This is a genomic window from Nostoc sp. TCL26-01, assembly GCF_013393945.1.
GTDB lineage: Bacteria > Cyanobacteriota > Cyanobacteriia > Cyanobacteriales > Nostocaceae > Trichormus.
Genome location: NZ_CP040297.1, coordinates 6,711,576 through 6,737,450, shown reverse-complemented (window position 1 = coordinate 6,737,450; position 25,875 = coordinate 6,711,576). Strand labels below are relative to the sequence as shown.

Below are 25,875 nucleotides of genomic sequence, written 5' to 3'. Positions count from 1 at the left end.
ATCAATCTTTCCAAAAACCAAAGAGCGATCGCTTCTGAGTTATCCTGAGATTTTCCTTTCATGTAAAATTGGCATGGCAAATAAACCCCAGGCTAAACCTGTGATTAAGCCGAAGGGTGTAACTAGATAGTTGTTGAAACTCCACAAGCCAAAGATTTGTGCTGCTAGTTCTAGGGGATAAGCCATCATCAAGACGCTGGCTAAGGCTGCACCACTCCAGCCGTATTGACTGAGCCAATAAAAACCTCTACCACTAGTTACAGCATATAGTAAGCGGGTAATGAGTAAACCTGTGACTGTCCCATAACAACGCATACATACAGCCATGAGAAATGGTGGTGCTAAATCTAAGCCCATGCTTGGTTGGGGACACACATGATCACCCAGGAAATAAATAATGTCCGCAATACTTCCCAGTAACCATACACCAGAGGCAGCGAGAAAAGGGGCGATGGGAGGGCCAAATACCATACCGACAAGGAGGAAATCGGCAATAAAGCTAGCCCAATTAATTTTTGATGACAGAGGGAGAGGGGGAGAGGGGGAGAGGGGGAGAGGGAAAAATTTCGTCCCCTTGTCCCCTTGTCCCCTTGTCTGCTTGTCCACTTGTCCCTTCATCCTCATTTTCTCCCCTAGCTTTTTTACTACCCTACCTTAGAAACATAAGGACTTGTTAACTTATCTAGTTGCTGTACTAACAGGCTGAGGAATAATCCTACATCTGTGACTACACCGACTGATTCTACGGAACCGCGATCGCTCAATTTAGTGACGACGGCTGGGTTAATATCTACACAGACCATTTTCACACCAGCCGGGGTCATATTTCCTACGCCGATGGAGTGTAGCATGGATGACAGCATCAAAATCATCTCTGCCCCTTCTAGGAGTTTGGCATACTCTTGCTGGGCTTTGATTAAGTCCATTTGGGTATCGGGTAAGGGGCCATCATCGCGGATGGAACCAGCCAGGACGAAGGGTACTTGGTTGCGGACACACTCATACATCACACCACTGTGAATCATCCCTGCTTCTACGGCTTTGGCGATACTGCCATAACGACGGATGGTATTAATTACCTTGAGGTGATGGCGATGGCCACCACGCACAGCTACACCCCGTTTCATATCGACACCAAGGGATGTACCCATGGTATTTTGTTCGATATCGTGGACAGCGATCGCATTTCCTCCCAGCAAAGCTTGAACGTAACCTTCCCGAATTAAGCGGGACAAATGTTCGCCACCACCAGTATGAATGACCACAGGCCCGGCTGTGACTACGACTTTACCGCCAGCATCCCGAATTTTGCGTAATTCCCAGGCGACTTGTTCGACGACGATTTCCACCCGGCGTTCACTGGAGACTCCCGCCGACATGAAGCTGAATTCTTGAGCGTTGCGTTGTTCCCGTGATTCGGTTTTCCGGACGGTGCGGATACCTTGCACGTCTACGACTACCTGTTCACCTACTTCTAGGTCACGTAAGATTTTACACCTTGCCAGTAGACCATTGGGGGTTTGGCTAATAGCGATCGCCCCATCCATGCGTTGATTTTCTACTTTCACCCACTGGCCATTAATCCGCACTTCTGTAGGATAAATGGTGCTGACATAGAAATCATCAGGAGCTACGCCATTTTGCAGTACAGGTTCCAGTTTGACATCTCGCTCGTCTTGAGGCAAATCGACTGCACCCAAGTCAATCAACTGGGAAATGATTTCCTCCATAACTGCGTGAGAAGGTGCAGAAACTTTCACCTCCGCCGCCGAGGTACTTTGTCGTTGTTCTCCCAAGTTAAAATTCAAGACTTGGAAACTACCGCCAGTATCCACAATCAAGTCTAAGGCGCGGTTAATTAAACCAGAGTCGAGTAAATGCCCTTCAATGCGGAGGATACGGCTTTCGACTGATACGTTGGCGTGAACTTCTGCTCTGACTGGTTCTGTCACGCGCAAGGTGAGACATTTAGCTGCACCACCTGCTTTGAGAAATTCTGTTAAGGGTGTTTCTAAAACTCGGAAACCAACATCAGTTAAACGTTCCTTTAAAGCATTGCTGGCTTTATTCATAATCACAATGCTTTCCACATTCACCGCATTACAAGCAAAATTCACAGCATCTGCTTCGGCAATAGCGATGCGTTTTTCGGCGGCGACTCGCATTTCTATTAAGCGGTTGGAATAGGAATCAAAAGCACCGGGATAGTATAGTAAATAGCCGTTAGCTAGAGGACAAAAACAGGTATCTAAATGATAGAAACGCTCATCGATTAAACGCAGGGATAACACTTCAATATCTAGCCATTTAGCCAGATAAGGATGAGAATCTAACTCCGAACGAAAACCATAACCTGCCCATAACCAACGCCCTTCTCGATCTAAAAGTGCATCCCCTGCACCTTCAAAGGGTAAGTCTTTCGGCAATTCATATACTGTGTAACCATTGCCTTCAAACCATTGTTTAAAGTAAGGTTCTTCTCCTTGGCGTTCCTTGTGTAAAAAGCGACTGAGGACGACGTTATCACCTAAGACTAAGCCAGCGTTGGCAGTAAACACCATATCAGGCCAACCCTTTTCCGGTGTGACCAAATTGACGATCGCGTGTTCTTTGAGTATTTGGTATAATCCTTGCCACTGTTCCACAGCGCGATCGCGTGAGGATTTGTGGATATTCCCTTCCATCCAGGGATTAATCACATAATCCACATCATAGTGGTCAGGTGGACACATCAAAAAGCTAATTTGGGAAGTCATAATAATATTACAAATGCTACAGGCTGATTTTTGAACTCAAGGATTGTCTTTGGCAGACAAGTAAAATATGTCACTACATATCTATCTAGGGATAGATGCAACATTAACAAAGGTTATAACCTTATTTTTTACTGCAAAACCCAAGGTAATGGTAACAAAGCTATCGGCTCAAATGACAATGGGTTTAATAGCATACCACTGAAGTTGGCTGTTAAGTTTTGAGTTTGTTGGCGATAAATAGCTATAATTCTGCGCTAACTCGGTTTTTGATGGTAAATTGGCAAAAATAAAATTTATTATCTGGACTCACTCAAGATATTGTGAATAGCGTGAGCTAAATCATAGATATTGTAAGGCTTGCGTAAAAACGCATTGATATCAGTATTGGCAGCCTCCATGAGTTGCTGCTCTTGGGTAACGCCGCTAATAGCCATAATCTTGACTTGTGGATTCATTTCTCGCAAAATGCGAATGGCTGTTAACCCATCAAGTGATGGCATCATCATATCCATTAACACCAAACTAATTTTCTGTTGATGTTGAGCATAGAGTGCGATCGCTTCAATCCCATTACTGGCAGTTAAAATTTGATAATTATAGTCTTCTAAGGATGTTTTGGTAATTTCTAAAATGGCAGCTTCATCATCTACAACTAAAATTAACTCTCCTTTACCAACAGGCAAATTAAAATCTTCTGCTTGCTGTCTTTCTCTATCTTCAATAGATCGCAAAAACACTTGAAATTGGCTACCTTTTCCCACTTCACTGTTAACAGTCACAAACCCACCGTGGTTTTTGACAATACCAATCACCGTTGACAAACCTAATCCTGTACCTTTACTTGATTCTTTGGTAGTGAAAAAAGGTTCAAAAATTCGTTCTAAAATTAATGGCGGAATCCCAAATCCAGTATCGGCAATAGTGATAACCACATATGAGCCTACCTGAGCATCTAAATTCATCTTGGCAAAGTTTTTATCTACCAGGAGATTTTCTGCGGAAATAGATAAAATACCCCCATCAGGCATAGCATCACGAGCATTTACACACAGATTCATCAACACTTGATGTATTTGTGTCGGGTCTGCTTTGATTGTCCAAAGCTCTTGATTTGGGAGATGTTTGTTAATCTTAATTGATTTGGGGAAGGTACTGTGGAGAATTTGCTCAACTTCTAGCAACAAAGGTTCTATTTGCAAAGTCACACCCCTGCTTTCAGAACCACGAGCAAAAGTTAAAATTTGTTTGACTAAATCAGCTGCCCGTTTAGAATTATCTTCCAAAATTTTCAACAGTTGTTGATGACGCGCATCTAGATGAGGAATCTTCAACGCCAATATTTGAATCGAGGACATAATTGGTGTCAAAATATTGTTGAGGTCATGGGCAATACCACTAGCAAGAGTTCCTAAACTTTCCATGCGTTGAGCGCGAAGAAATTGGGCTTGTAATTGTTGTTTTTCAGTGATATCTGTGTCCACACTCAGAATTGATTTGGGTTGCCCTGATTCATCAAATACAAGAGTCCAGCGACTTTCTACAATAATTTCTTTACCAGATTTTGTCACTTTATTTAATTCACCATGCCATGAACCATGCTCAAGAACACTTTTGTAGGCTAATTCCATTTGTGAGGAAGTTTCTTTATACAATAGCTCACCTGCATTTTTGCCAATACCTTCATCAGCGTGCCAACCGTATATACGCTCCGCAGCTTTATTCCAAAATAAAATTTTGCTGTTTAAATCTCTCACTAAAATTGCATCGGTAGCAATATCGAGTAAAGCTGCTTGTTCACGGATTTTCTGTTCTGCTTGCTGGCGTTCCTTGAGTTCAGCTTTTACTTGTTCGTAGAGTTCTGATTGTTGAATGGCAATACCAACTTGCGTTGCTAATTGTTGCAGTAAATCAATTTCCCAAGGCTGCCATTTTCTTGATGTTGCACATTGATTAGTAACTAATAGCCCCCATAAGTTTTCCCCCTGCAAGATGGGAACTGCTAAGTTTGCTTTCACTTGGAATTGAGTTAGTAAATTACGGTGACATTCCGTCAAGTCTTCTATATAAATATCTGCTATAGATTGGAAACCTCCTTGTCTGTATTTTTCTCCACGAGTTTCCATGAAGTAAGTATCTTCAACTTGGACATTTAAGATAGCCTGCCAATCATTACCAACAGATTCTACAACTACAGACCCACTATAATCTGGCTCAAAGCGATAAATGAACACTCTGTCTGCATGGAGAAATTGGCGTACTTCAGCTACAGTCGTATGCAGAACTTCCTGAAGACGTAAACTCTGCCGAATTCTTACGGCAATAGCCATGACTAATTGCTGTTGTTCAATTTGCTGTTGCAGTGCTTCTTGTGTTTGTTTATAAACATTTATTAAAGACTTGTAATCATACTCATCATTATTCATACGTAATATATTGACCTAATCTCTGATTTCTTGATATCTTGCGTTTATGACTAGTATTTACTAACAGGACGTTTGAAAAGTCTGTTTGTTTGTCATGTTGAATGCAGCGTAGCGGAATGAAACATCTCGGTATGTGCCACAAAACCTAGATTCTTCCTGACGCTCCTCTCCAGTCAGAATGACATTTTTATACCTACTGAAACTTTTCAAACGTCCTCTAAACTGTGCCTGATGTAAATTACAATCCTTCTTTCCCTGTAAGAGTGGCAAAACTTGTTAAAATCCCATTTTGGGAACTACATAGCGTCTTGCTCTTCAGTTAGGTAAGTTTTCTTGAGGCTAGAGGCTAGTAACTGGAAATTAGAAACGAAACTGTATCTTGTATGATCTGGAACTGTGATAGACAAAATCCCCAGGATTTCGACCCTCAATTCACATTAAATATAGATAATGATTTCTCAACAAAGTTAGGAATGAATCTGAATACCTAGACCTAGTTTTAGGATAGCTTTTCAACTCATCATTTTAGCATAAATACTATTTAATCTTAGTCCAATAAATCTCATTAACTTATTTTCCTATCTTTGGTAGTATATCTTAAGTTAGAAAAGTTTTGTTAGTTGTTTGATGCAGTTGATTCACGTATTTAACTTACAAATAAACAAGCTTTAACTAGATAATTACAAAAAATTAAAGGTTTGCACAATATAGGACTCATATTTTATTTTTGTTGGCGTAGCCTGTGCTTACACAAAAAAGTCAGTACACCTCTAATTTCCTTCTTTTCTGTCACCTTTCACCTGTCACCTGTCACCTGTTACCTGCCTAAACAAGTCTGTTCAGTAATCAAATCGGATTTCTATAATAAGCTCATCGCTTTAATTTAAGATATGCACCAAAGTTCTGGCCGTTGGCGTTTGGGGTTGGGGTTATCACTCTTAGCTGTTTTCTTATGGGGAGTTTTACCTATAGCCCTCAAGATGATGCTGGAAGTAGTGGATATTTATACCTTGATTTGGTTTCGCTTTTTAGTATCTTTTGTCTTAGTGGCTGTGTATTTAGGGATACGGGGTAAATTACCTAACATCAAACAGTTAAGTCCTAATTCGGGAAAATTATTAGCGATCGCTACTCTCATGTTAGCGTCTAATTACTTTTTGTTTACCCAAGGTTTAGCGTTAACATCCCCTGCTAATGCGGAAGTGATTATTCAATTAGCTACTGTATTGTTGGGCTTTGGCGGTTTAGTCATGTTTCAAGAAAGGTACAATTTATATCAATGGTTGGGTGTGGTTGTATTGACTTTAGGTTACATTTTATTTTTTCATGCCCAACTCACTAATTTAATTACATCTCCTCGTACTTATCTTTTCGGTAGTGGCTTAGTAGCTTTAGGTGCAGTGGTTTGGGTGATTTATGCCTTAGCCCAAAAACAGTTATTACAATCCCTTGCTTCTGCCCAAATCATGTTAATTATTTATGGGGGATGTACTTTATTATTCACACCTTTAGCGAAAATTGCCACAATTGCTACAATCACAGATATTAATTTATTTACATTAATCTTTTGTGCATTAAATACAGTGATTGCCTACGGTGCTTTTGCGGAATCTTTAGAACATTGGGAAGCATCAAGAGTCAGTGCAATTTTAGCTTTAACACCAATTGTCACTTTAATCGCCATAGAGTTAACAACCCTGATTGCACCAGAGTTAATTCCACCAGAAAACCTAACTAGTCTAGGTATTTTAGGGGCTTCTTTAGTAGTATGTGGTTCAGTGGCGATCGCCTTAAAGAAAACATGATTGCTGAAGCTACACAAACAACACTGAGGGCAGCAGCTTTTCCCATTTGTTATGATTTTGTCGTTAGTGCCATTTTTGAGATTAAATCTCTTATCAGGTGAACATTTTCTCTACCTTTGATATGTAATGAAAAGCAAATTTTCACCTTTTAGTTAAGAGAAACAACTCCAACTAAAACAATTTGAAGAAGAATTCAGAAGTCAGAATACAGGAGTCAGAATCAATGAGTAGGGGATTTAGATCCGCGACAGATGGTAGCCTTCTGTAACTCTCAAAATGCTGACTCCTAGCTCCTGAATTCTGTTCAATAATCGCCACAAATAGGCTGAAATCAACTGGGGTGTGTACATAACTACCAAACCTAAAAACTCGTGCATTGAAAAAGAATTCAAAAGTCAGAATCAATGAGTAGGAGATTCAGACCCGCCAGTCAAACAAAATTCAATTCTGTTAGCGGTAGCGGGGCGTTTAGCCCATTCTGAATCCTGACTCCTGAATTCTGTTTGATAACACCACCAAAACAGTTGAGTAATGAATAGTCTATTGAAGAATTGGACTAGCATCTTGAGCAAGAATTCGCTCTTGCTAGTCGCCTCAATGCTGCTGCCTACATTGGGCGTAAGTAATTCTGTAATAGCAGCAAAAAGAGTATATGTATCTTATTCAGCCTTAGAATTATCTATTTCTGTGGCTAGTTTAGAAAAATACGCCAACAAAGGTGTAGTCAATCCAGAATTAGCAATTTATCAGCAATATTTACAACCAAAACAATTTCAGGAATTACAAAAAATTCTCCGCACACCTATCAAAGCTAGTCCCACAGTACTTGCTCAATTTCTCTACACACCCCAAGGTGAATTTTTACTGCGACGTTTGGCAGAAGTAATTCAACCCAAATCAACTCAAACAAAACCAGGATTTTCTGTTTTAAGAACAGCTTTAATTGCGGCGACTGCGGAACCGGAAGGATTAACTTTACTAAATTTGTTACGCAAATATCCCACTAATGATATTTATATCAATTTGACTCAAAGCTTTGCTATTGCGGGTGAATTAGAAAAAATCATCAAAGAAACTCATCAAGCGATCGCTGTAGTTAGAGAAAAATCTCAAATAGAAGCCACTACTATCCCTCATTCTGTCAGTGTATCCCAACTCCCAGATTTAAGTCATCCAGGTAAAATTCAGTCGCATAAGCAGACATTAAAGTTTTTTGACTCCCAACGCCATCGCCTATTATCAACAGATATCTATCTTCCCCAAGTGCAAAACTCTGCACCGGTAATTGTCATCTCCCACGGCTTAGGTTCGGATAGCAGCAATTTCCAATACTTAGCTACCCATCTAGCATCTTACGGATTTGCTGTGGTTGTGCCTAATCATCCAGGGAGCAATGCTCAAAAAGTGCGATCATTAGTGAATGAACAAGCTAATGATGTAATATCAGCCAAGGAATTTTACGACCAACCCCTTGATGTGACATTTATCTTGAATCAACTAGAAACACATCACCAGTTGAAAACAAGACTAAATCTGCAACAAGTCGGTGTTTTTGGTCAATCCTTGGGAGGATATACAGCATTAGCACTAGCAGGGGCTAAAATCAACTTTGAGCAACTGCAAAAAGACTGTAGATTAGATTTATTACATCAGACCTGGAATATGTCCTTACTATTTCAGTGTCAAGCGTTGACGTTGCAGAATAACCCAGAAAGAAATCATACCTTACAAGACCCACGAGTCAAAGCAGCGATCGCCGTTAACCCCATCACCAGTTCTATTTTCGGTAAAGCTGGCTTAAATCAAATTAAAACCCCTGTGATGATTGTCAGCAGCAGTGAAGATACAATCGCACCAGCTTTATCCGAACAAATTTTACCGTTCTCCTGGTTGACTAATAGCCAAAAATATCTTGTCATGCTTGTCGGCGGAACTCATTTCACCACCATTGGTAATGCTAATCCAGCTAGTCAACAAGTAGCCTTACCGCAAGATGTCGTTGGTGATGCGCCCCAAGCACAGCGCTACATGAATATGTTGAGTTTACCTTTCTTTCAAACCTATATTGCAGGTAAGTCAGGATATACACCCTATCTCAGTGCTGCTTACGCCAAAATAATTTCTCATCAATCTTTGGGATTGAGTATCATCCAGTCTCTTACCACGACTGAAGTTACTCACCTGGGCGATTAGAAATCGCGTCTACACAGACAAAACCCACCTCCGTGGGTTGGAAATCCTTGATTTTGTATTAGTCCGCGTAGGCGGTGAGACCAGTCCTGTAGGCGGGTCTCCCGCCGTAGGGAACTGGCGTTAGCGTAGCGGTAGCGAGCTTGCGAGCGTCACCCGTTAGCGTAGCGGTAGCGAGCTTGCGAGCGTCAGGGACTTGCCTGTGTAGTAGCGAATTATATTCGCCCAAAACTTTTCCAACATCCTAAGATGGGGAGTGGGGAGGAAGGAAAGAGGGAAATAAAAATGGTTGATTGCTTGACGATTAAAGAACTAACAGATGCGGTGGGGGGTGGTATTAGTCCTAGGATGGTGCGCCATTATCATCAGTTAGGTTTGTTACCCCAGCCTCAGCGATCGCCTAGTAACTATCGCCTCTACACCGAAAAAGATGTACTCAGGCTGCAACGCATTATGGCATTAAAGCAGCAAGGATTTCAACTCAATCATATCCGGCAGATTCTGGAGATAGAACCAGAAGCAGATATGAATGCCAATTTAATGGCACAATTACAACAGCAATATCGCACCATCATCCAGCAAATAGCCCAACTAAGACACACAGCATCAGCCTTAGAAGGATTATTAGGACGCGATCGCCATTGTCAAATTATGCAAGCAGAAGTCTTGGCACAACTCAAATTATTAGAAGTAGAATCCCAAACAGGCTGGGGTGGATTGGAGAAACTTTGGCATGGTTTAGATGCCGAAGTCCATACCCATTCAGAAGTTTTCGCTGAATCTCTACAACATTTATTACCAGATTTATCCCAGCGTTCGGAAATTGAACAATATCTAATTTCCCAATTAGTTTTAGCTTGTGGGGATGTGAGTTTAGTATCTTTTATTAAAGTTAGTCAAAGTGCGATTACAGCTAGTCGTCAAGCGCTTGCGTCAGGTTGTGAAATTGTAGTTGATATCCCGACAATTGCGGCTGCTATCGATCAAACCAGGTTAGCTCACCTGGGCTGTCACATCACCACATTAATTGATAATCCCCATATTACCACCGCCGTGGAAGCAGAGATCGCATTTTGGCAACATCAACAATGGCGTGAAAAATTAACACAAGTTAGTCCAGGCAGCATTTTAGTCATTGGCTATGCACCTTCAGTACTTTTGCAAGTCTGCACCGCCATAGAACAGCAACAAATCCAACCTTCCCTAGTCATTGGAATGCCTGTAGGTTTTAGCCATGCCCCCGCCGCCAAGCGCCAACTGATGCAACAAACACTACCTTTCATCACCATTGAAGGAACCTTGGGTGGAGGCTTGCTAGCGGCTACAGCCCTCAACGCTTTAGTTGAGTCATTAATCGCCAAGCCAGATTGTCATTGTCATCAAACTTAAGATGACTTTTGATACACACTGGGAATTAATACCCCGTGTTTAGGACTGAATAACAATGCTAAGAGAAATAATCCCGAAACCACCAAAACGATCGCCGGGCCAGAAGGTAAATTATAAAAATAGCTCAAATACATCCCACTAATACTAGAAAAAACGCCAATCACTGCTCCTAAAATCATCACTTGATGTAAGCGTTTAACTAATAAATAAGCAGTTGCCCCCGGCGTAATTAACAGAGATAGGACTAAAATTACACCTACAGCTTTCATACTAGCCACAATCGTCAAAGCAATCAACAACATCAAACCGAAATTAAGCCGATTGACTGGTAAACCTGCGGCTTGCGCCCCTAAAGGATCAAATGTGTAAAATAGTAGTTCTTTATATAACAAAAAAACAACTATTAAAACAACCACAGCAATAATCGCCGTATCACGAACCTCATTCACAGTTACACCGAGAATATTCCCGAATAAAAAATGATTCAAGTCAATTTTATTATCTTTTTGAATAATCGTAATTAAAGTAATTCCCAAAGCAAAAAATGCCGAAAAAACGATCCCCATAGCGGCATCTTCCTTAATCGGCGATCGCGTCCGAATCCAAGCGATCGCCATTGTACTCAAAACCCCAGCAATAAACGCCCCCACAAAAATATTCCCACCCAACATAAAAGCGATCGCCAATCCCGGCAAAACCGAGTGACTAATCGCATCACCCAAAAGGGCTAATCTCTGCACCATCAAATAACTACCAACAACCGCACACAACAAACCGACCAAAATCGCAATCACCAGCGATCGCTGCATAAAACCATACTGCAACGGCTCAATTAATGCCTCTAACATAACTCCCTTCCCCTCCCCACAACCCCCAATTCCCAGCCAACCATCTTGATAAACACTCTGCGTCCCTCTGCGTTAAAAAAAACATCCCCTTAAGCCGCATCAGAAAAATACATCACCTTCCCACCATAAGCCCGATGAAGATTCATTTCCGTCAACACCTGTTGCCGAGAACCAGTAGCAATTAATTCGCAATTTAAGAGAATTAAATCATCAAAATGACTAATAGATTCACCCAAATCATGGTTAACCACCAACACAATTTTTTGTTCAGCTACCAACTCATGAAACACATCAAAAATGACTGATTGAGTCTTTTGATCAATACCCACAAAAGGTTCATCAAAACAGAAAATATTTGCTTGCTGTGCCAAAGCCCTAGCTAAAAATACTCGTTGTTGCTGCCCCCCTGACAATTGTCCTATAGGGCGATCGCTATATGCCATCATTCCCACCCGTTCTAGAGCATTTTTAGCTACCTGACGACTCACAGCCGAAAAACTCCGCAACCAGCCTGTTTTCTTTACCCTCCCCATCATCACCACATCCCAAACCGTCGCCGGATAAGTCCAGTCAATTTGGCTACGTTGGGGAACATAGGCAACCTGATCTAACTGCTGCATTAAGGGTTTGCCTTGGTAAAGGACTCTACCACTACTCACTGGCACTAAACCTAACATGGCTTTCATCAGAGTACTTTTACCAGCACCGTTAGGGCCAAAAATCCCCGTCAGCCTTCCCGGTTTGACAATACAGTTAACATCCGTTAAAGCTGCTTGTGTACGGTAATGTACCCCTAAATGGGCAATATTAATAGCTGCTGTCGGTGTCAGGGTATTAACTGATTTCACGCTGGTAATTCTCATAGTGTCATTTCCGCCACGTCAAAAATGAAAAGATTATGAAAATACTGTACCTTAAAAAATGAGAGAAATATGAGAATTACCATAACAATTTTGATGACTAGAATCACTCGCTCAAAAGCTAGATATTCCTGGCAAGTACTATTACCAGTACTTTTGGGACTTTTGCTAGATGGCTGCACTCAAGTTAACTCTACCCGTACTACAAAAGGCGCAGATGAGAAACCGCAAGTAGTTGCCACCAGTACCATCATTGCTGACTTGACACAAAAGGTAGGAGGGGAAGAAATACAACTAACAGGAATTCTCAAACCGGGTGCTGATCCTCATGTTTACGAACCAGTACCAGCCGACAGCAGATTTTTAGAAACAGCCGACTTGATTTTATACAACGGCTATAACCTAGAACCAGGAATCATTAAATTAATGAATGCAGCTGGTAGCAAAGCTAGAAAGTTAGCTGTGGGGGAAGTCGTCAAACCGTTACAGCTAGATAAAGGTAAAGGTGAAATTGTCCCTGATCCTCATGTTTGGGGAAATGCAGAAAATGTGGCTGCAATGGTGCAGGCAATTCGAGATGGATTAATTGAATTATCCCCTAAAGATAGAGAAAAATATACTCAAAGAGCAGCACAACTTACGGCTGAATTACAACAGTTACATAGTTGGATTAATCAACAAATCCGAACCATTCCCCCAGAAAAACGGCGACTAGTGACAACCCACGATGCTTTTCAATATTATGGACGAGCTTACGGATTAGCGATCGCAGGAACCTTAATCGGCATTAGTACCGAAGAACAACCAAGCGCCCAAAAAGTACAGCAGCTAGTAGAATCAATCAAAAAAACAGGCGTACCCGCAATTTTTGCCGAAACCACAATTAACCCAGCATTAATCAAAACCGTTGCCCAAGAAGCAGGTGTGCAACTAGCGCCACAGCAACTTTATTCTGATTCAATTGGTACAAAGGGGAGTAATGGCGATTCCTATATCAAAATGATGACAGCCAATACCCGCAGTATTGTAGAGGCTTTAGGCGGTAAATATACCCCTTTTCAACTCAAGAAATAGGGAATAGGAAATAGGGAATAGTAAATATTAAGGTAGCAATAAATTTGTAGGTTGGGTTGAGGCTTTGGGAAACCCAACATCATATCCATACTAGGTTTTTGAGATCCATGTTGGGTTGCGCTGCGCTTAACCAAAACTACACCTAATCCAACATTTTAGGCTTGCCACGCCACTACTTCTATCCCAAAGATAATTATTTACACCAACTTACTTACTCATAGTCAAGACATTATTTGTCACCAACCACAAATTAGAAACAGCATATTTTACCGAAACTGAGGTTTGATTTGCATTGCAAGAACTCTTGATATTAATAGTCTTAGTAATATCTTTAATCAACTTAGCTTGATATGTATAGAGAGAATCAGTACTCGGTGCAAAAGTTAACTCTCCTAATATTGTGTTATTGTCTAAACTTTGTTCTAGAATCTTCCCGGCAACTCGATAGTTAAACCAACTCCATCCATGACTCAGCATTAAATCTCGTTCTAAAACTTGCAATGGTGCTGGCAAAATTCCCCAACCTCGATAAACTTGCTTTAATGCCTGAATATCTCCTGTTTTCTGTAAAATTGATAAGAATGAATCCTGTTCTAAACGTCCGTAATATCGTCCTTCTGGTAAGTCTATTGCTGTGGGTGCAAATCGGTGTCCGCCAAAATGACTAGATTTCCAAATGCGGATATTCTCTAGGTTCATGTTGGCGATCGCTGTATTAGCATGGAAATAAAAAGGATTACCATATCTGGCACAGCACTTGTCGTAACTACCGTGGGTACAAACTAAAATATCTCGTGTGATGTTTGTTGCTATCTCTGATTCTGGTCTTTGACCCCACAACCATTTTTTGACGACTGCTGCTACCTGTTCGATGTGTGACAGCTTAAACTCATGCTGACGATATCCGTGACTTAATCCTTCTTGTTTTTGATAAATCAGTAGAGTCGTACTGTCTGCTTTATGTGTTGTGTCATTAGCAATTAATAGAAATCTGATCGGCAATTTGGCTAGAGATATTTCATTAACTAATATTTGTAAATTATGAGGAACCCACTTAGATTTAAATACATCTCCTATCCACGGTTGGGGACACTCTACAAGAATATAAGTTTGGTAATCAGTAGCGCTACCAATAACATCTTCTCCTACGTGTTTTGTATAGTCTGAACAGAAAAAGTTACTCATTTCTCTATACTAATTTGCTTTTCTCATGAATAAATGTGATGAACAAGACAATTGTGTTTTGAGTGACAATTTTCTCATTACACAAACTTAAAAAGTAATCAGTTGCATCTACTCGATTAACTTAGGTAGCCACTTTATAACACTATTTGCAATTAACGTCTTCCCTATTGAGAACAATTCCATAATAGAGAGCAACAATTTCTTGAGGATATCCGGTCGAAATCTGGGAAAAATAAGTTTGTCTGATAGATATTTGAAGCAACAATACATAATTTTTGATGAAATGATTCGCACATATTACTAAAACATCTGTACTATTATTAAACAAGCTGATAATATAACGCTGCAAATAAAAGTATTTCTAAACAAAAACTTTTAACCAATATTTAATAATTCTACGCCAAATTAGTCTAGAACTGAGGCAAGGGGTAGTATGCTCACATCTTGCACCTGCCCTAGCGATTAAAAATCGCGGCTATACAAACGCTCGCCCTTGGCGTATCAGGAGTTTGAAACCCGCGCAGGCGGGTTTTGCCCGTGTAGCCGCGACTTCCAGTCGCTTGGTGCAAGATATAAGTTCTGCTTTGCTAAGTTATATTGCAAAATTTTCTCAATAAGCTGCGAAAAAAAGAGGACAAATATTCTAGAAAAGATGTTAGGTAACATCTCATCTGGAGTGAGTTTAAAGTTCATTGGAAAATTTTTGCTGAAATTATGCTTATCTTATGATTTAAGCGTCTATGTTACAGAATTAATGTTAACTTTTGCAATATTGATGCAGCATAGACAACTAAATTGGTTGCCATACCTATTTATTTATCTTCACTGTCAAAAGTTAGATAATTTTTGAGACACCTATTTCAAGATTAAACCAAGAAAATCATAAATGCAAGTTTTTCTTATTATTGGCACGAGATATTCCAAATATACTGAGCGACCACCAAGCTAGATGTGTAAATTGGGCGCACTCAAACCAAGTGAAGGTAAAGACAAGATAGGCAACGAAGACTGCTTCTATCCCACAATAAGGGGATTGAATCACCTGCCACAGACACCATGCTAACAGGGTAAGGTAGGATGCCAGCCCCAGGAATCCTATCGATATAAGTGTATCTAAGATTAAATTATGCGCTTTAGTTGTGGGTAGTTGTGCAGTTTTGATTTGTCCATTCTCGTCTTGGTAGTTGAAACTAAAATCACCCAAGCGAATTACTTTAGTTATTTTTCTGCCGGGTTGCACAGAGGAATAAGCAGTGCCGAAACCATTCATTCCCCATCCAAGTAAAGGACGCAGACTAATTCTATAGTTAGCCATTTCCCACAGATAAACCCGGTCGGATGTGATTTGTTTAATCACAGGTAAATTATTGATCTGCCTAGTACTGGTAGCGATGCCAATTAGCAGCAGACATATTAGTGTTGTAGGGATTAAAAGCTGATAATACTTGCGTCCTAATAGGTAAATAGTCGCTACCAGTAAGGCCAATAATCCCGCCCTGGTTTGAGTAAGCACTAAAGCAGGGATAATTAAGATGCCAGCAGCAGCCGCCTGACGTGTGTTGATCCATTGCCATTGCCAACCGATAAGTGTCATCACTGCTACTGCTGCGAGGACAAATGACGCATGACCGCGATGGGAGTATAAACCAATTGGTTGTTGATTTTGGAAGATGGTACTGGCTAAAATATTATTCTGGATCAGTTGACCGCTTGTGGCGGTGTAGTCGATGCGCCAGTTAATAGCTTGGGGGAAGATGCTGATTGCCAGGATGACTCCACCAATGACTAAACCTCGGAGTTGAGAACGGACTAGTTCTGGGTGTAGTCTTAGTAGTAGGTTATTACTAAGAGTAAAGAGGGCGATGAGCAGCCAGTAAAGCCAGCCATCACCCATCTGTTCTTGACCGAGTAGGGAACGCCAAGGGAAAGGACTAGCGAGAGTTGAAATTAACCCAATTCCCAAAAATATTTCCCATAGCAATCTGTTAATTTTCCAACTTTGGGGCAGCTTAAGATTTTCCCTGTCTTCCCAGAGATTTAAAAAGTTGAGTATGCAGATTAGACTAATGGTAAATACTTTTGGTTGAGTCCAAATTTCCCCGCGCATTGTCCCGATTGGGTTGATGAGTATAATGCTGAGGGAAAATAGTAGGGTGTAAAGACTGTTCACAGTTATTTGTCAAAGCGAATTTTCATCGCTTTTATTATTCCCCATGCGCCTAGTGCTAATAGTCCTAATGCAGATGTTGTTTCAGGGGTAGAGACAGGGGATTCAGAATTATCTTCTTGTTGGTTTTCATCAAGAATCGGTTCTTCGTCAGAAGTCCAATCCCAATTCTCAAGTTCAAGAAATGACGGGTTTTGTACTTCAATCCAGTCTGGGTCATTGATATCAAAATCAAAGTCTTCAGTCCAGTTGGTCTGATCAATATTGTCATAAGAAATTTCCTGATTGATATTTTCGATACTGTCGTTATCAAATATCCCATCAGTTTGTGTTCTATTACACCCACCACCGCCACTACCGGGGTGACAAACTAGATGTTCAGGAATTTTAGGAATGGGAATAGGTATTGGCTCAAATTTAGGTATTTCGGGTATAGGTATGGGAAAAGGTACAGGATTTTTACGACGATATACTCTGTTTAACCAACCCCATCTGATTCCGTTGTAAATTTTTACTGTTTTTGGTGCTATTTCCTCAACTAAATAAAGTTCACCAACCCAAAAGTGAGAGTTTTTGGCATCTTTTCTATAAGATTTATCTCGAAAAGAAGATTCATTTGCAGTGCCAAGAGTGTCATAGTAAGGGTTAACATTCATCCATATGGGAACATCAAGCCCATCATAACGGAGACCATGTGTCCCTTCATCTGTATGAACCTGGTTTTCGTTATAAATGCTATGGTTGTTAACTACACGCTGAATCCAATGGATTTTTCCTTGTCCTGGTTTTGGATCTGTTTTTTGGGAATTATACTTTATATCAATATAAGTTCCTACTCCACCTCGTATGTGATTGTTCGGATTGGGTTCTTCTTTTGCACAAAGAGTTTGAACACTACAAGCATAGTAGTTAAAAATTTCAAAATTACCATATAAATTCTTATCGGAAGATATGAAATTCCAGCCTTGCCACCTAACATCATTATTTAACATCTTCAGAAAGTCATTTGTCCCACCTAATTTAATACTAGCAACATATCTGGGCGATAAAAAAGTTGTACCTCTAGTGTTAGCATCTATAACGTATGGGACTGTAGGATTGTAATAATTGATTGCACCCTTTCCATACTTAAGAGTAAAGCCCATAGCTAACTGATTTGTTAGTGTTACCAGCAGATTTGTTGCTAAAAAACACAGAAGATATTGTTGTTTACGCATTTTTAAATGACTGAAATATTAGGTTTATTGAAAATCACACTAGTCATCAATTTGTTCCTTGAACTAGTTGAAGAACCACAAGTGGAGTTAGTACTTTTCCTGTCCAAAGATTTTGTAAGATTGTTTGTAATATTGTTGGTTCAATCCACAGCGAAAGTTCCTCAATAGATTCCCGAAATTCACGATACTGGAAACGCAATTTATATGTACCTGGATACAATGGGCAAAAAGCATAAATGTCTTGATATAGAGAAGGAATATTCAAGGTCAAATTTCGCTCACGCTTTTTCTTACGGTTCTGTATCCAACAAAGAAAGGCATCACGAGAAAAAGTTACTGATTCTCCAGGTACTACTAACACATAGTCAGATTCAAGCGGTTTGTTTAGTCTCTCGCAACTGATACCTGTCTGCATTACTTGACCATCTGGTGCTATGAGTTCTGGAAACAAAGAGTAAAAAGAGGATGAAAAATAAAAGGGTGTTTGCGTGTTATTGGTAATACAAATACCAAGCTGTACAGGAGTATAAACACCATGCTTGGCTTCTGGGATGGTTAATACCCTTTCTGATACAACAGTTTCAAACTTGACATTATCCACTTCAACGGTATTACTCTCATTTGATTTAAAAGATGTCATTTTGATTACCCTTAAACTGAATATATGCTGATTTTAACTATACTGATAACCCTGGATTTACTGGATTATTAAAAATCAGTGTTTATTGAATTTTTGGAGGAATAATTTTTCTAAAATAGTCTCTTGTGAGTAGTCCATAGTTATCTACAGTTGTCTTATAAAAAGCTACAGGCTCATAACTGGAAGAAAGAGGAAATTTTGTATAAACTAAGTTAACAGCAATAGCAGGATGTGATGTCAGAAAAAAAGGAAATGGAAATACTATAAGAATTGCTAATGATTCTTTAATTTTCATATTGTGTTTTTCTGTCTAATAGTTGTGTGATAGTTAAAGAGCAGATTATTTGAAGTTAGCTAGGCAAATAAATGTACTTCTGCTTTACTCAAAGAAATGTTCTGTTTATCTGAGACGTAATCTTATAAAAGGTGTAGCAATTGTACCTGTCCAAAATTCGTCGATTTCATATTGTCCTCTTAAAAGAAGCATTTTTTTTTCTTTAGAACATTCTTGTAGGTAAGCCGAATTTGGTATTTGCCAGGCTTGAAGTTATAAAACCACCAAATTGCTCCATATGATACAAAGCCTTTAAGTTCAACGCAATCTCTGCTGCACCAGCTAAATTTTGCATCCTTCAAAAATTCCAGACTCTCTCCAGGCACAATTAACGGAATGTCTGCTTCTTCTACCTTTCTGGTTGAATTTTGAGAAAAACTCATTTGCTTAGGTTTTCCATGTGGATTTAATATTTCTGGCACAAACATAGGCAATTCAAAGCGATAAGGAGTTGATGTTTGATTAGTAATCCGAACACCAAATTGAATATCAGTCTCTTCTCCATATTTGGGTAGACGGTACATTCGCTCAGGAACTAAAGTTTCAAATTGAATTCCATCTACTTCAATAGTCTTGGGGTTGTTGGATTCGCCAGATGTCATATTAGTTATCCTGTTAACTTCCACTTTTTCATGCGCCATCACACTGATTGGTGAATGGTTTAATACTATTATCCCGAAAATGATTAAAACTATAGCTAAAACCGCCACTCGTGAATAACGCATCAGATATTTGCTGAAGTTTAGAGGGTGATGTAGAGATTAAATGTCAGTCAGAAGTAGAGATAAAAAATCTCATGAAATCGTGTTTGTCATAATTTACAAGCCTGATGAACTTGAATCAACTTTATGTTACTTGCTAGCAATTGAATTTACTCAAGTAAGTACATAATAGATAATTTTGTGTTTTTTTTGCAACTAGATAAACACTGATTTTGAGAGCTTAGTTTCTTGAAATAGTTGTAAACACCAAGAGCCTTTCTCGTAATTTTGCGTGGATAGCTGAAGTTATGGTTAACTCAGGTAGTTTGGATGAAAAGAATGATTACTGAGTTAAATAAATACTTTATATAATTTTTACAAAACAGAACTTACGCAAGTGTCACAATTAGTGGTTGGTATGTGACGCTATAAGTTTCATTGCTAGGTTCAAATATTCTGGCAGCGTTACACACCCTACAGAAAAAATATGTTATTAAGCTGATGAAACCAATATTAGCTCTGGATTTTGGGGGAACTAAGTTAGCCGCAGCTTTGGTAAATCCTGGTGAGAGAGAGTGGTGGCGTTACGAACGTTGTCTTTCTCCAATGAATGCAGATGCTAGCACAGACTTGGAAATTATGCGATCGCTCATTCATTCTCTGCTCCAAGGAACAACCCCATCAGCTATTGGTGTTAGCTTTGGCGGGCCAGTAGACGCAACAACTGGCACAGTCAAACTTTCTCATCACGTTCCTGGGTGGGAAAACATCCCTTTGCAAGATTTACTTACAGCCGAGTTTGGTGTACCCACGACTGTAGATAACGATGCTAATGTGGCGGCGTTGGGGGAATATCGCTTTGGTGCTGGTCAAGGATACGATAGCCTGTTTTACATTACCATCAGTACTGGTGTGGGTGGTGGTTGGGTACTCAACGGTAAACCCTGGCGGGGTGCATCTGGGATGGCTGGAGAAATTGGACACATGGTTGTAGACCCTTCCGGCCCTTTATGCTTATGTGGTAAGCAGGGATGTGTGGAACGTTTAGCATCAGGGCCTTACATGGCACAAAATGCTAGGGATATTTTAGCCAACCGAGCAAAACTGCATCATGGGACGATACTGAAGAATTTGGTGGCAGATGATCTCAATTCACTTACAGGTAAACTAGTCAGTGAAGCAGCAGCTCAAGGCGATGATATTGCTCAAGCAGTTTTGCAAAAGTCTGCTTGGGCTTTGGGTGTAGGCATTGGCAATGTAGCTAATTTAATTAATCCACAACGGTTTATTTTAGGTGGTAGCGTCACTAAGGCAAGTGCAAGCTGGTGGAGTGTTGTCCAAAAGACTGCCAGAGAAACCGCTTTGCCAGAAGTTAGCTTAGAAATTGTGCCGGCGGCATTGGGTGATGATGCGCCGTTGTGGGGTGCAGTAGCTTTGAGTGGTCAATAGTCAATGGTCAATGGTCAATGGTCAGTTGTTACACTCCCTATTCCCTATTCCCTATTCCCTATTCCCTATTCCCTATTCCCTACTTCTCATGACAGCGATCGCATATACCTTGGACTGTCACCTCGTAGGTTTCACCTTGCAAGCCAGGACGCAAACTCTTTAATTGGATGTACTCAAAAGTGTCCCAAGCAATATCTTCAATGGCTTTGCATTGGCGACAGTAAAAGTGATGATGGGGTGCAACATTGGCATCATAGCGCGATACCCCCTCTTCTAATAAGACTTCTCTGACTAAACCAGCTTCTCGCAAAGCTTGCAGAGAACTATATATAGTCGCTTGGGATGACACAGGACAATCTTGATTCAGTTCAGTTAAGATTTGCTCAACTGTAGGGTGGTCAGTGCGAGATAACAAATTTGCATAAACCGCAAACCGTTGAGGTGTCACCCGCAAACCTCTAGATTTTAAGGTTTGAACAATTGCGTTTGCTTGTTCTTGCATACTTGTTGCTGCATTGTGTAACTTTTCCTTTATTATAATCCAAACTAATAAGAAATTATTACTTTATTTATTTAAGTCTAAAATTTAAGTATTTCTAACTATTGAGTTTTTCTTAAATCAGAATTATTCTGAGTTCATCAGCCGAAAGTTACTACTCGCGCATAAAATAGCTTACTTAAGAGGTCAACATGACTGTAATTACCAAAGTTCCTAACGTTGTCTTCAAAACCCGTGTTCGTGATGAGTCTATTCCTGGGCCAAATCCTTATCGCTGGCAAGATTTAACTACTCAAGAAATTTTTGGTGGTAAGCGTGTGGTGGTGTTTTCCCTACCTGGAGCCTTTACTCCCACCTGTTCCACCTCCCACCTACCCCGTTATGAAGAACTCTATTCAGAGTTCAAAGCATTAGGAATTGATCAAGTAATATGTATATCTGTCAATGATGCCTTCGTCATGTTCCAGTGGGGTAAGCAACAAGGCGCTCAAAACGTTTTCTTACTTCCCGACGGCAATGGTGAATTTACTCGTAAGATGGGGATGTTAGTTGATAAATCCAACCTGGGCTTTGGTCTGCGCTCTTGGCGCTACTCAATGGTAGTCAACGACGGTAACATTGAAAAGTTCTTCATTGAACCAGGTTTTGAAGATGTCTGTGCTACTGATCCGTTTGAAGTTTCAGATGCAGACACCATGCTAGCTTACCTCAAACAAGCCAAAACTCCCGTCGGCGTTTAGAGGACATGGAAGGGGAGAAGGAGCAGAGGAGCAGAGGAGCAGAGGAGCAGAGGAAATTAACTTTTCTTCCCACACTTCCCACACTCCCCCATCTCCCCACACTCCCCATCTCCCCATCCCCCCGCTATTTGTTGTACTAAAAAAATATTCACCCAGAGGGACACATGACCTACGATTTTGACCTATTTGTAATTGGTGCAGGTTCAGGTGGAATTGCATCCGCAAGACGCGCAGCCGAATATGGAGCTAAAGTAGGGATTGCGGAATTCGACCGACTGGGTGGTACTTGTGTGAACCGTGGCTGTGTACCGAAAAAGCTGATGGTTTACGCTTCCCATTTTCCCGATTTGTTTGAGGAATCTCAAGGATATGGCTGGAGTCCAGTCAAGAGTTCTTTGGATTGGGAAAAAATGATTACGGCGGTGAATAATGAAGTGACTCGCTTAAATGGGATTTATCAAGGGATGTTGGATAAATCTCAAGTAGAACTTTTACAGGGATACGGGAAGTTTATTGACTCGCATACAATTGTCGTGGGCGATCGCCAAATCACCGCCGACAAAATTCTCATCGCTGTGGGTGGACATCCCATTAGACCGAATATTTTGGGAATTGAATACGCCATTACCTCTGATGATATTTTTCATCTGCAAAAACAACCCCAGCGCCTAGTGATTTTGGGGGGAGGTTACATTGGTGCAGAATTTGCCTGTATTTTACATGGGATGGGGACTGAAGTCACTCAGATAATTCGGGGTGATATGATTTTGCGTGGTTTCGATGATGATTTGCGATCGCAAATTCAAGAGGCGATGATTAACCACGGTATCCGCGTTCTTAACAAAATTCAGATGATTGCCATTGAGAAAGATGGCGCAGGTGTGAAGGTGACAGTTAGAGGAGACGAAGGTACGGAAGAAACCGTCATTGCCGATGCTGTCAGTTTAGCGGCTGTTGGTCGTAAACCGAATACACATAACTTGGGTTTAGAAAATACTAAAGTTAAGCTACATGATGGGGCGATCGTTGTTGATAAGTACAGTCGCACGGCGGAGGAGAATATCTATGCAGTAGGAGACTGTACTAACAAAATTAACCTCACCCCAGTAGCGATTAACGAAGGTCGAGCATTTGCTGATACTGTGTTTGGTGGTAAGTCGCGGATTATGAGTTACGAGAATGTCCCCACCGCTATTTTCACCACTCCAGAAGCAGCCACCGTAGGACTGACGGAAACAGAAGCCAGAGAAAAATATGGTGATGCGGTGAAAATTTATCGCAGTCGCTTTCGACCAATGTATTACACCCTAGCTGGTAAAGATGAAAAAACCATGATGAAGCTAGTAGTGGATCAAAAGACTGATAAAGTACTAGGCGCGCACATGGTCGGGACAAATGCCGCCGAGATTATTCAAGGAATTGCGATCGCTATTAAAATGGGTGCAACCAAAGCTAATTTTGATGCGACTGTAGGTATTCATCCTAGTTCTGCGGAAGAGTTTGTGACTATGCGGTAATTTTGTGATGTTGGGTTGTGCTATGCTCCACCCAACTATTACCTATTACCTCTGATTAATTAGCAAATTAATACTCTCTAGATTACATAAAAATGTAATCACATATTCTATTTATTAAAAATACTAAAATTCAGAATGTTTTTCGATAATTTCCAGCAGGAATTATTTACAGATATTTACTAAATTTAGAAGTAGAGATAAACCACAAATTTATTTACATAATTTAGTCAGTGCAATGCCACAGGAGAGAAGATAATGATGACTAAGCAATGGCTCTTGCACAAAATTTTACATACTAAAATTGCCATAAGTTGTATGTTAATTACAACTGTAGGTGTCAATCTAATTGCCTTAGCAGGATATAAACCACCCAAAGACCAAAAACCCCCGAAAGACTCATCTGATTCATCAGGGGTGAGAATGTATCGAAAGCTGGTGATTAGGAACTGGTGACTGATATCAATTTTGTTTTTTTCTCTGTGCCTTTGTAGTTCCATAAATTATTGTTTACCACAAAGACACAAAGTTATAAAAGAATTGGGATTAACCCGAATTTCTCACGAAATTTCTAAAACCAAAGTCCAGAGGCTGTAGGGGCGGGTTCACAAATATGGTTATATCATTCACGAATATCTCGTGAACCATTGGTGTCAACTTAAGGAAAAAGCTAGACTAAGCTGGCGTTGAACTCAGATGATTTCGCCCTCATCCCCTAACCCCTTCTCCCATGTTTGAGAGAAGGGGGACAAGAATTCCTGACTCCTCTCCCAAATGTGGGAGAGCAGGGTGGTTTCATACAAACAGAGAAAAAACAAAACTTTGTTTCAAAGCCTCTCCCCCCGTGGGGGAGAGGTTTGGAGAGGGGTCAAAACTTCTGCTACAAAGCGACAAATCAAGATGTATGTATTTTTCTTTTTTCGTATGAAACCACCCTGCTCTCCCAAATGTGGGAGAGGGGGGTGAGGGAAAAACGTTGTCACCAAGCGGGTTTCACGTTAAGTTGACACCAATGCTCATGAACCCGCCCGTACCGTTTTGTGAGAAATGCAGGTTAAATATTTCCAAAGCTGGGAGTTGTATATCTCCCCGCTTTGAAAATACCTAACGGCATCGGCGATATTTAACGTGATAAACTAAACCACGATGGGCAAGGTCAAATGAGTCAACAGTTGCCATTCCTTGACCACTAGCAGTCATTGCCGCATTGACTCGCATATTCACGCTGTCGCCACAACGCGACCAAACATCAGCTACAGTTACTAATTTATCTCGAACGTTATAGTCTTTTTCGCCTCTAAAGGTTCTAGAGAAAACAGGGCCGCGTTGACCCGCAAAAAAGTATTCTGCTCTTAGTCTGCCAATTGTACTGGGTGCAACATAGCCCCGATAATCAGCATCGTAGAGGGAAATTTGAAAGCCTTGGGGTACTTTAATAGGAATACTCAAGTTACAGCTTTTGCGACGTTCTGCTGACTTGTTCCCCAGGGCTATAAACTGATCAAATAGAATACTCAGTTCTTGACCATCGGGGCTGACGCTGACACTAGCAGAACCGTCAGGACAACCACTACCACCATATTCTGCCCCTAAAATTTCTACTTTGTCGCTAGCAAAAGCAGGGCCGATAGAAGCAGTAATTAAGGTAGCAGCAACTAGAGAGGATTTAACGAAATTGATAGATTGTTTCTTGAGATTTTGGTTATTCATAACTCACCTGGATTGAGGATTGTTCATGATGTTAGATTCAAATCTAATGACGATAGTTTCGTAAGTTTGTATCCCGAAAATCGAGAAAACATTCATATTGATACGAGATGTAAAATACTGTATTTTTTATTAACAATTCTCTCTGTATCTCTGTGGTTAAATAATAGTTGACCACAAAGACATATAGTTAGAAATATGATAATTATAGGACTTATGCAGTGTCACTAAATTTTCTGGCTTTTTTGTCAATAGTGAGATAGTGCGTTCCTGTCGCCTTGCGTCGGAAAGCAACTATCGAACCCGTAAGGGTCAATAGTCCAAAAAACTTGATTTTGACCATTGACCATTGACCATTGACTATTGACTATTGACCA

The 25,875-nt window shown here is 40.5% G+C and carries 21 protein-coding genes; 8 read left to right on the top strand and 13 right to left on the bottom strand.

What is annotated here, in order from left to right:
- Positions 1 to 39 precede the first annotated feature (39 nt).
- The 3 genes from FD725_RS29095 to FD725_RS29085 all read right to left on the bottom strand — a co-directional run bounded on the left by FD725_RS29095 (position 40) and on the right by FD725_RS29085 (position 5,179).
- Entirely contained in the window at positions 40 to 618 is a 579-nt protein-coding gene (locus FD725_RS29095) for a DUF2085 domain-containing protein (RefSeq protein WP_256871812.1), read from the bottom strand.
- Between the two features lie 26 nt (positions 619 to 644).
- Positions 645 to 2,756 (bottom strand): TIGR00300 family protein, encoded by a 2,112-nt coding sequence (locus FD725_RS29090; protein WP_179051338.1) that lies wholly within the window; start codon positions 2,754 to 2,756, stop codon positions 645 to 647.
- 296 nt (positions 2,757 to 3,052) lie between these two features.
- Positions 3,053 to 5,179 (bottom strand): GAF domain-containing protein, encoded by a 2,127-nt coding sequence (locus tag FD725_RS29085; protein ID WP_179051337.1) that lies wholly within the window; start codon positions 5,177 to 5,179, stop codon positions 3,053 to 3,055.
- 890 nt (positions 5,180 to 6,069) lie between these two features.
- Here FD725_RS29085 and FD725_RS29080 point away from each other — a divergent pair.
- From FD725_RS29080 to FD725_RS29070, 3 genes are all read left to right on the top strand, one after another.
- Positions 6,070 to 6,984: a DMT family transporter gene (locus FD725_RS29080; RefSeq protein WP_179051336.1), complete on the top strand. Its 915-nt coding sequence runs from the start codon at positions 6,070 to 6,072 to the stop codon at positions 6,982 to 6,984.
- Positions 6,985 to 7,515: 531 nt separating this feature from the next.
- Complete coding sequence (locus FD725_RS29075) at positions 7,516 to 9,177, top strand: alpha/beta hydrolase (RefSeq protein WP_179051335.1); 1,662 nt, start codon at positions 7,516 to 7,518, stop codon at positions 9,175 to 9,177.
- 282 nt (positions 9,178 to 9,459) lie between these two features.
- Positions 9,460 to 10,563 carry a precorrin-8X methylmutase gene (locus FD725_RS29070; RefSeq protein WP_179051334.1) on the top strand — a complete coding sequence of 368 codons (1,104 nt, stop codon included), beginning with the start codon at positions 9,460 to 9,462 and terminating at the stop codon, positions 10,561 to 10,563.
- On the opposite strand, the gene FD725_RS29065 is transcribed toward FD725_RS29070, so the two are convergent.
- Positions 10,560 to 11,411 (bottom strand): metal ABC transporter permease, encoded by an 852-nt coding sequence (locus tag FD725_RS29065; protein ID WP_179051333.1) that lies wholly within the window; start codon positions 11,409 to 11,411, stop codon positions 10,560 to 10,562. The two genes, FD725_RS29070 and FD725_RS29065, sit on opposite strands and share 4 nt — an antisense overlap.
- Before the next feature lie 89 nt (positions 11,412 to 11,500).
- Positions 11,501 to 12,274: a metal ABC transporter ATP-binding protein gene (locus FD725_RS29060; protein ID WP_179051332.1), complete on the bottom strand. Its 774-nt coding sequence runs from the start codon at positions 12,272 to 12,274 to the stop codon at positions 11,501 to 11,503.
- Positions 12,275 to 12,367: 93 nt separating this feature from the next.
- Here FD725_RS29060 and FD725_RS29055 point away from each other — a divergent pair, with 93 nt between their 5' ends.
- A complete protein-coding gene (locus FD725_RS29055) occupies positions 12,368 to 13,345 on the top strand; it encodes a metal ABC transporter substrate-binding protein (protein ID WP_179051331.1) in 978 nt (325 codons plus the stop codon).
- A gap of 207 nt (positions 13,346 to 13,552) precedes the next feature.
- Here FD725_RS29055 and FD725_RS29050 read toward each other — a convergent pair whose 3' ends face one another.
- The 6 genes from FD725_RS29050 to FD725_RS29025 all read right to left on the bottom strand — a co-directional run bounded on the left by FD725_RS29050 (position 13,553) and on the right by FD725_RS29025 (position 19,613).
- Positions 13,553 to 14,530: a sucrase ferredoxin gene (locus tag FD725_RS29050; protein ID WP_179051330.1), complete on the bottom strand. Its 978-nt coding sequence runs from the start codon at positions 14,528 to 14,530 to the stop codon at positions 13,553 to 13,555.
- An 880-nt stretch (positions 14,531 to 15,410) separates the two neighbouring features.
- The gene (locus FD725_RS29045) at positions 15,411 to 16,700 is read right to left on the bottom strand and encodes an O-antigen ligase (protein ID WP_256871810.1); all 1,290 of its coding nucleotides are present in this window, start codon (positions 16,698 to 16,700) and stop codon (positions 15,411 to 15,413) included.
- 2 nt (positions 16,701 to 16,702) lie between these two features.
- Positions 16,703 to 17,914: a hypothetical protein gene (locus tag FD725_RS32785; protein WP_256871809.1), complete on the bottom strand. Its 1,212-nt coding sequence runs from the start codon at positions 17,912 to 17,914 to the stop codon at positions 16,703 to 16,705.
- Positions 17,915 to 17,960: 46 nt separating this feature from the next.
- A complete protein-coding gene (locus tag FD725_RS29035) occupies positions 17,961 to 18,554 on the bottom strand; it encodes a hypothetical protein (protein ID WP_179051329.1) in 594 nt (197 codons plus the stop codon).
- Positions 18,555 to 18,636: 82 nt separating this feature from the next.
- Positions 18,637 to 18,849 carry a hypothetical protein gene (locus FD725_RS29030; RefSeq protein WP_179051328.1) on the bottom strand — a complete coding sequence of 71 codons (213 nt, stop codon included), beginning with the start codon at positions 18,847 to 18,849 and terminating at the stop codon, positions 18,637 to 18,639.
- A 179-nt stretch (positions 18,850 to 19,028) separates the two neighbouring features.
- Complete coding sequence (locus FD725_RS29025; RefSeq protein WP_179051327.1) at positions 19,029 to 19,613, bottom strand: hypothetical protein; 585 nt, start codon at positions 19,611 to 19,613, stop codon at positions 19,029 to 19,031.
- Between the two features lie 477 nt (positions 19,614 to 20,090).
- Here FD725_RS29025 and FD725_RS29020 point away from each other — a divergent pair, with 477 nt between their 5' ends.
- On the top strand, positions 20,091 to 21,038 hold the full coding sequence (locus FD725_RS29020) for an ROK family protein (protein ID WP_179051326.1): 948 nt from the start codon (positions 20,091 to 20,093) through the stop codon (positions 21,036 to 21,038).
- 79 nt (positions 21,039 to 21,117) lie between these two features.
- On the opposite strand, the gene FD725_RS29015 is transcribed toward FD725_RS29020, so the two are convergent.
- On the bottom strand, positions 21,118 to 21,540 hold the full coding sequence (locus FD725_RS29015) for a Fur family transcriptional regulator (RefSeq protein WP_179051325.1): 423 nt from the start codon (positions 21,538 to 21,540) through the stop codon (positions 21,118 to 21,120).
- Positions 21,541 to 21,728: 188 nt separating this feature from the next.
- Here FD725_RS29015 and FD725_RS29010 point away from each other — a divergent pair, with 188 nt between their 5' ends.
- The 3 genes from FD725_RS29010 (at position 21,729) to FD725_RS29000 (ending at position 24,247) form a co-directional block, all read left to right on the top strand.
- Entirely contained in the window at positions 21,729 to 22,277 is a 549-nt protein-coding gene (locus FD725_RS29010; protein ID WP_179051324.1) for a peroxiredoxin, read from the top strand.
- Between the two features lie 164 nt (positions 22,278 to 22,441).
- Positions 22,442 to 23,794: a glutathione-disulfide reductase gene (gene gor / locus FD725_RS29005; RefSeq protein WP_179051323.1), complete on the top strand. Its 1,353-nt coding sequence runs from the start codon at positions 22,442 to 22,444 to the stop codon at positions 23,792 to 23,794.
- A gap of 255 nt (positions 23,795 to 24,049) precedes the next feature.
- Positions 24,050 to 24,247: a hypothetical protein gene (locus FD725_RS29000; RefSeq protein ID WP_179051322.1), complete on the top strand. Its 198-nt coding sequence runs from the start codon at positions 24,050 to 24,052 to the stop codon at positions 24,245 to 24,247.
- A 648-nt stretch (positions 24,248 to 24,895) separates the two neighbouring features.
- Here the strand turns inward: FD725_RS29000 and FD725_RS28995 are convergent.
- Positions 24,896 to 25,501, bottom strand: coding sequence for a DUF4360 domain-containing protein (locus FD725_RS28995; protein WP_179051321.1), 606 nt, complete (start codon positions 25,499 to 25,501; stop codon positions 24,896 to 24,898).
- Positions 25,502 to 25,875: the final 374 nt, after the last annotated feature.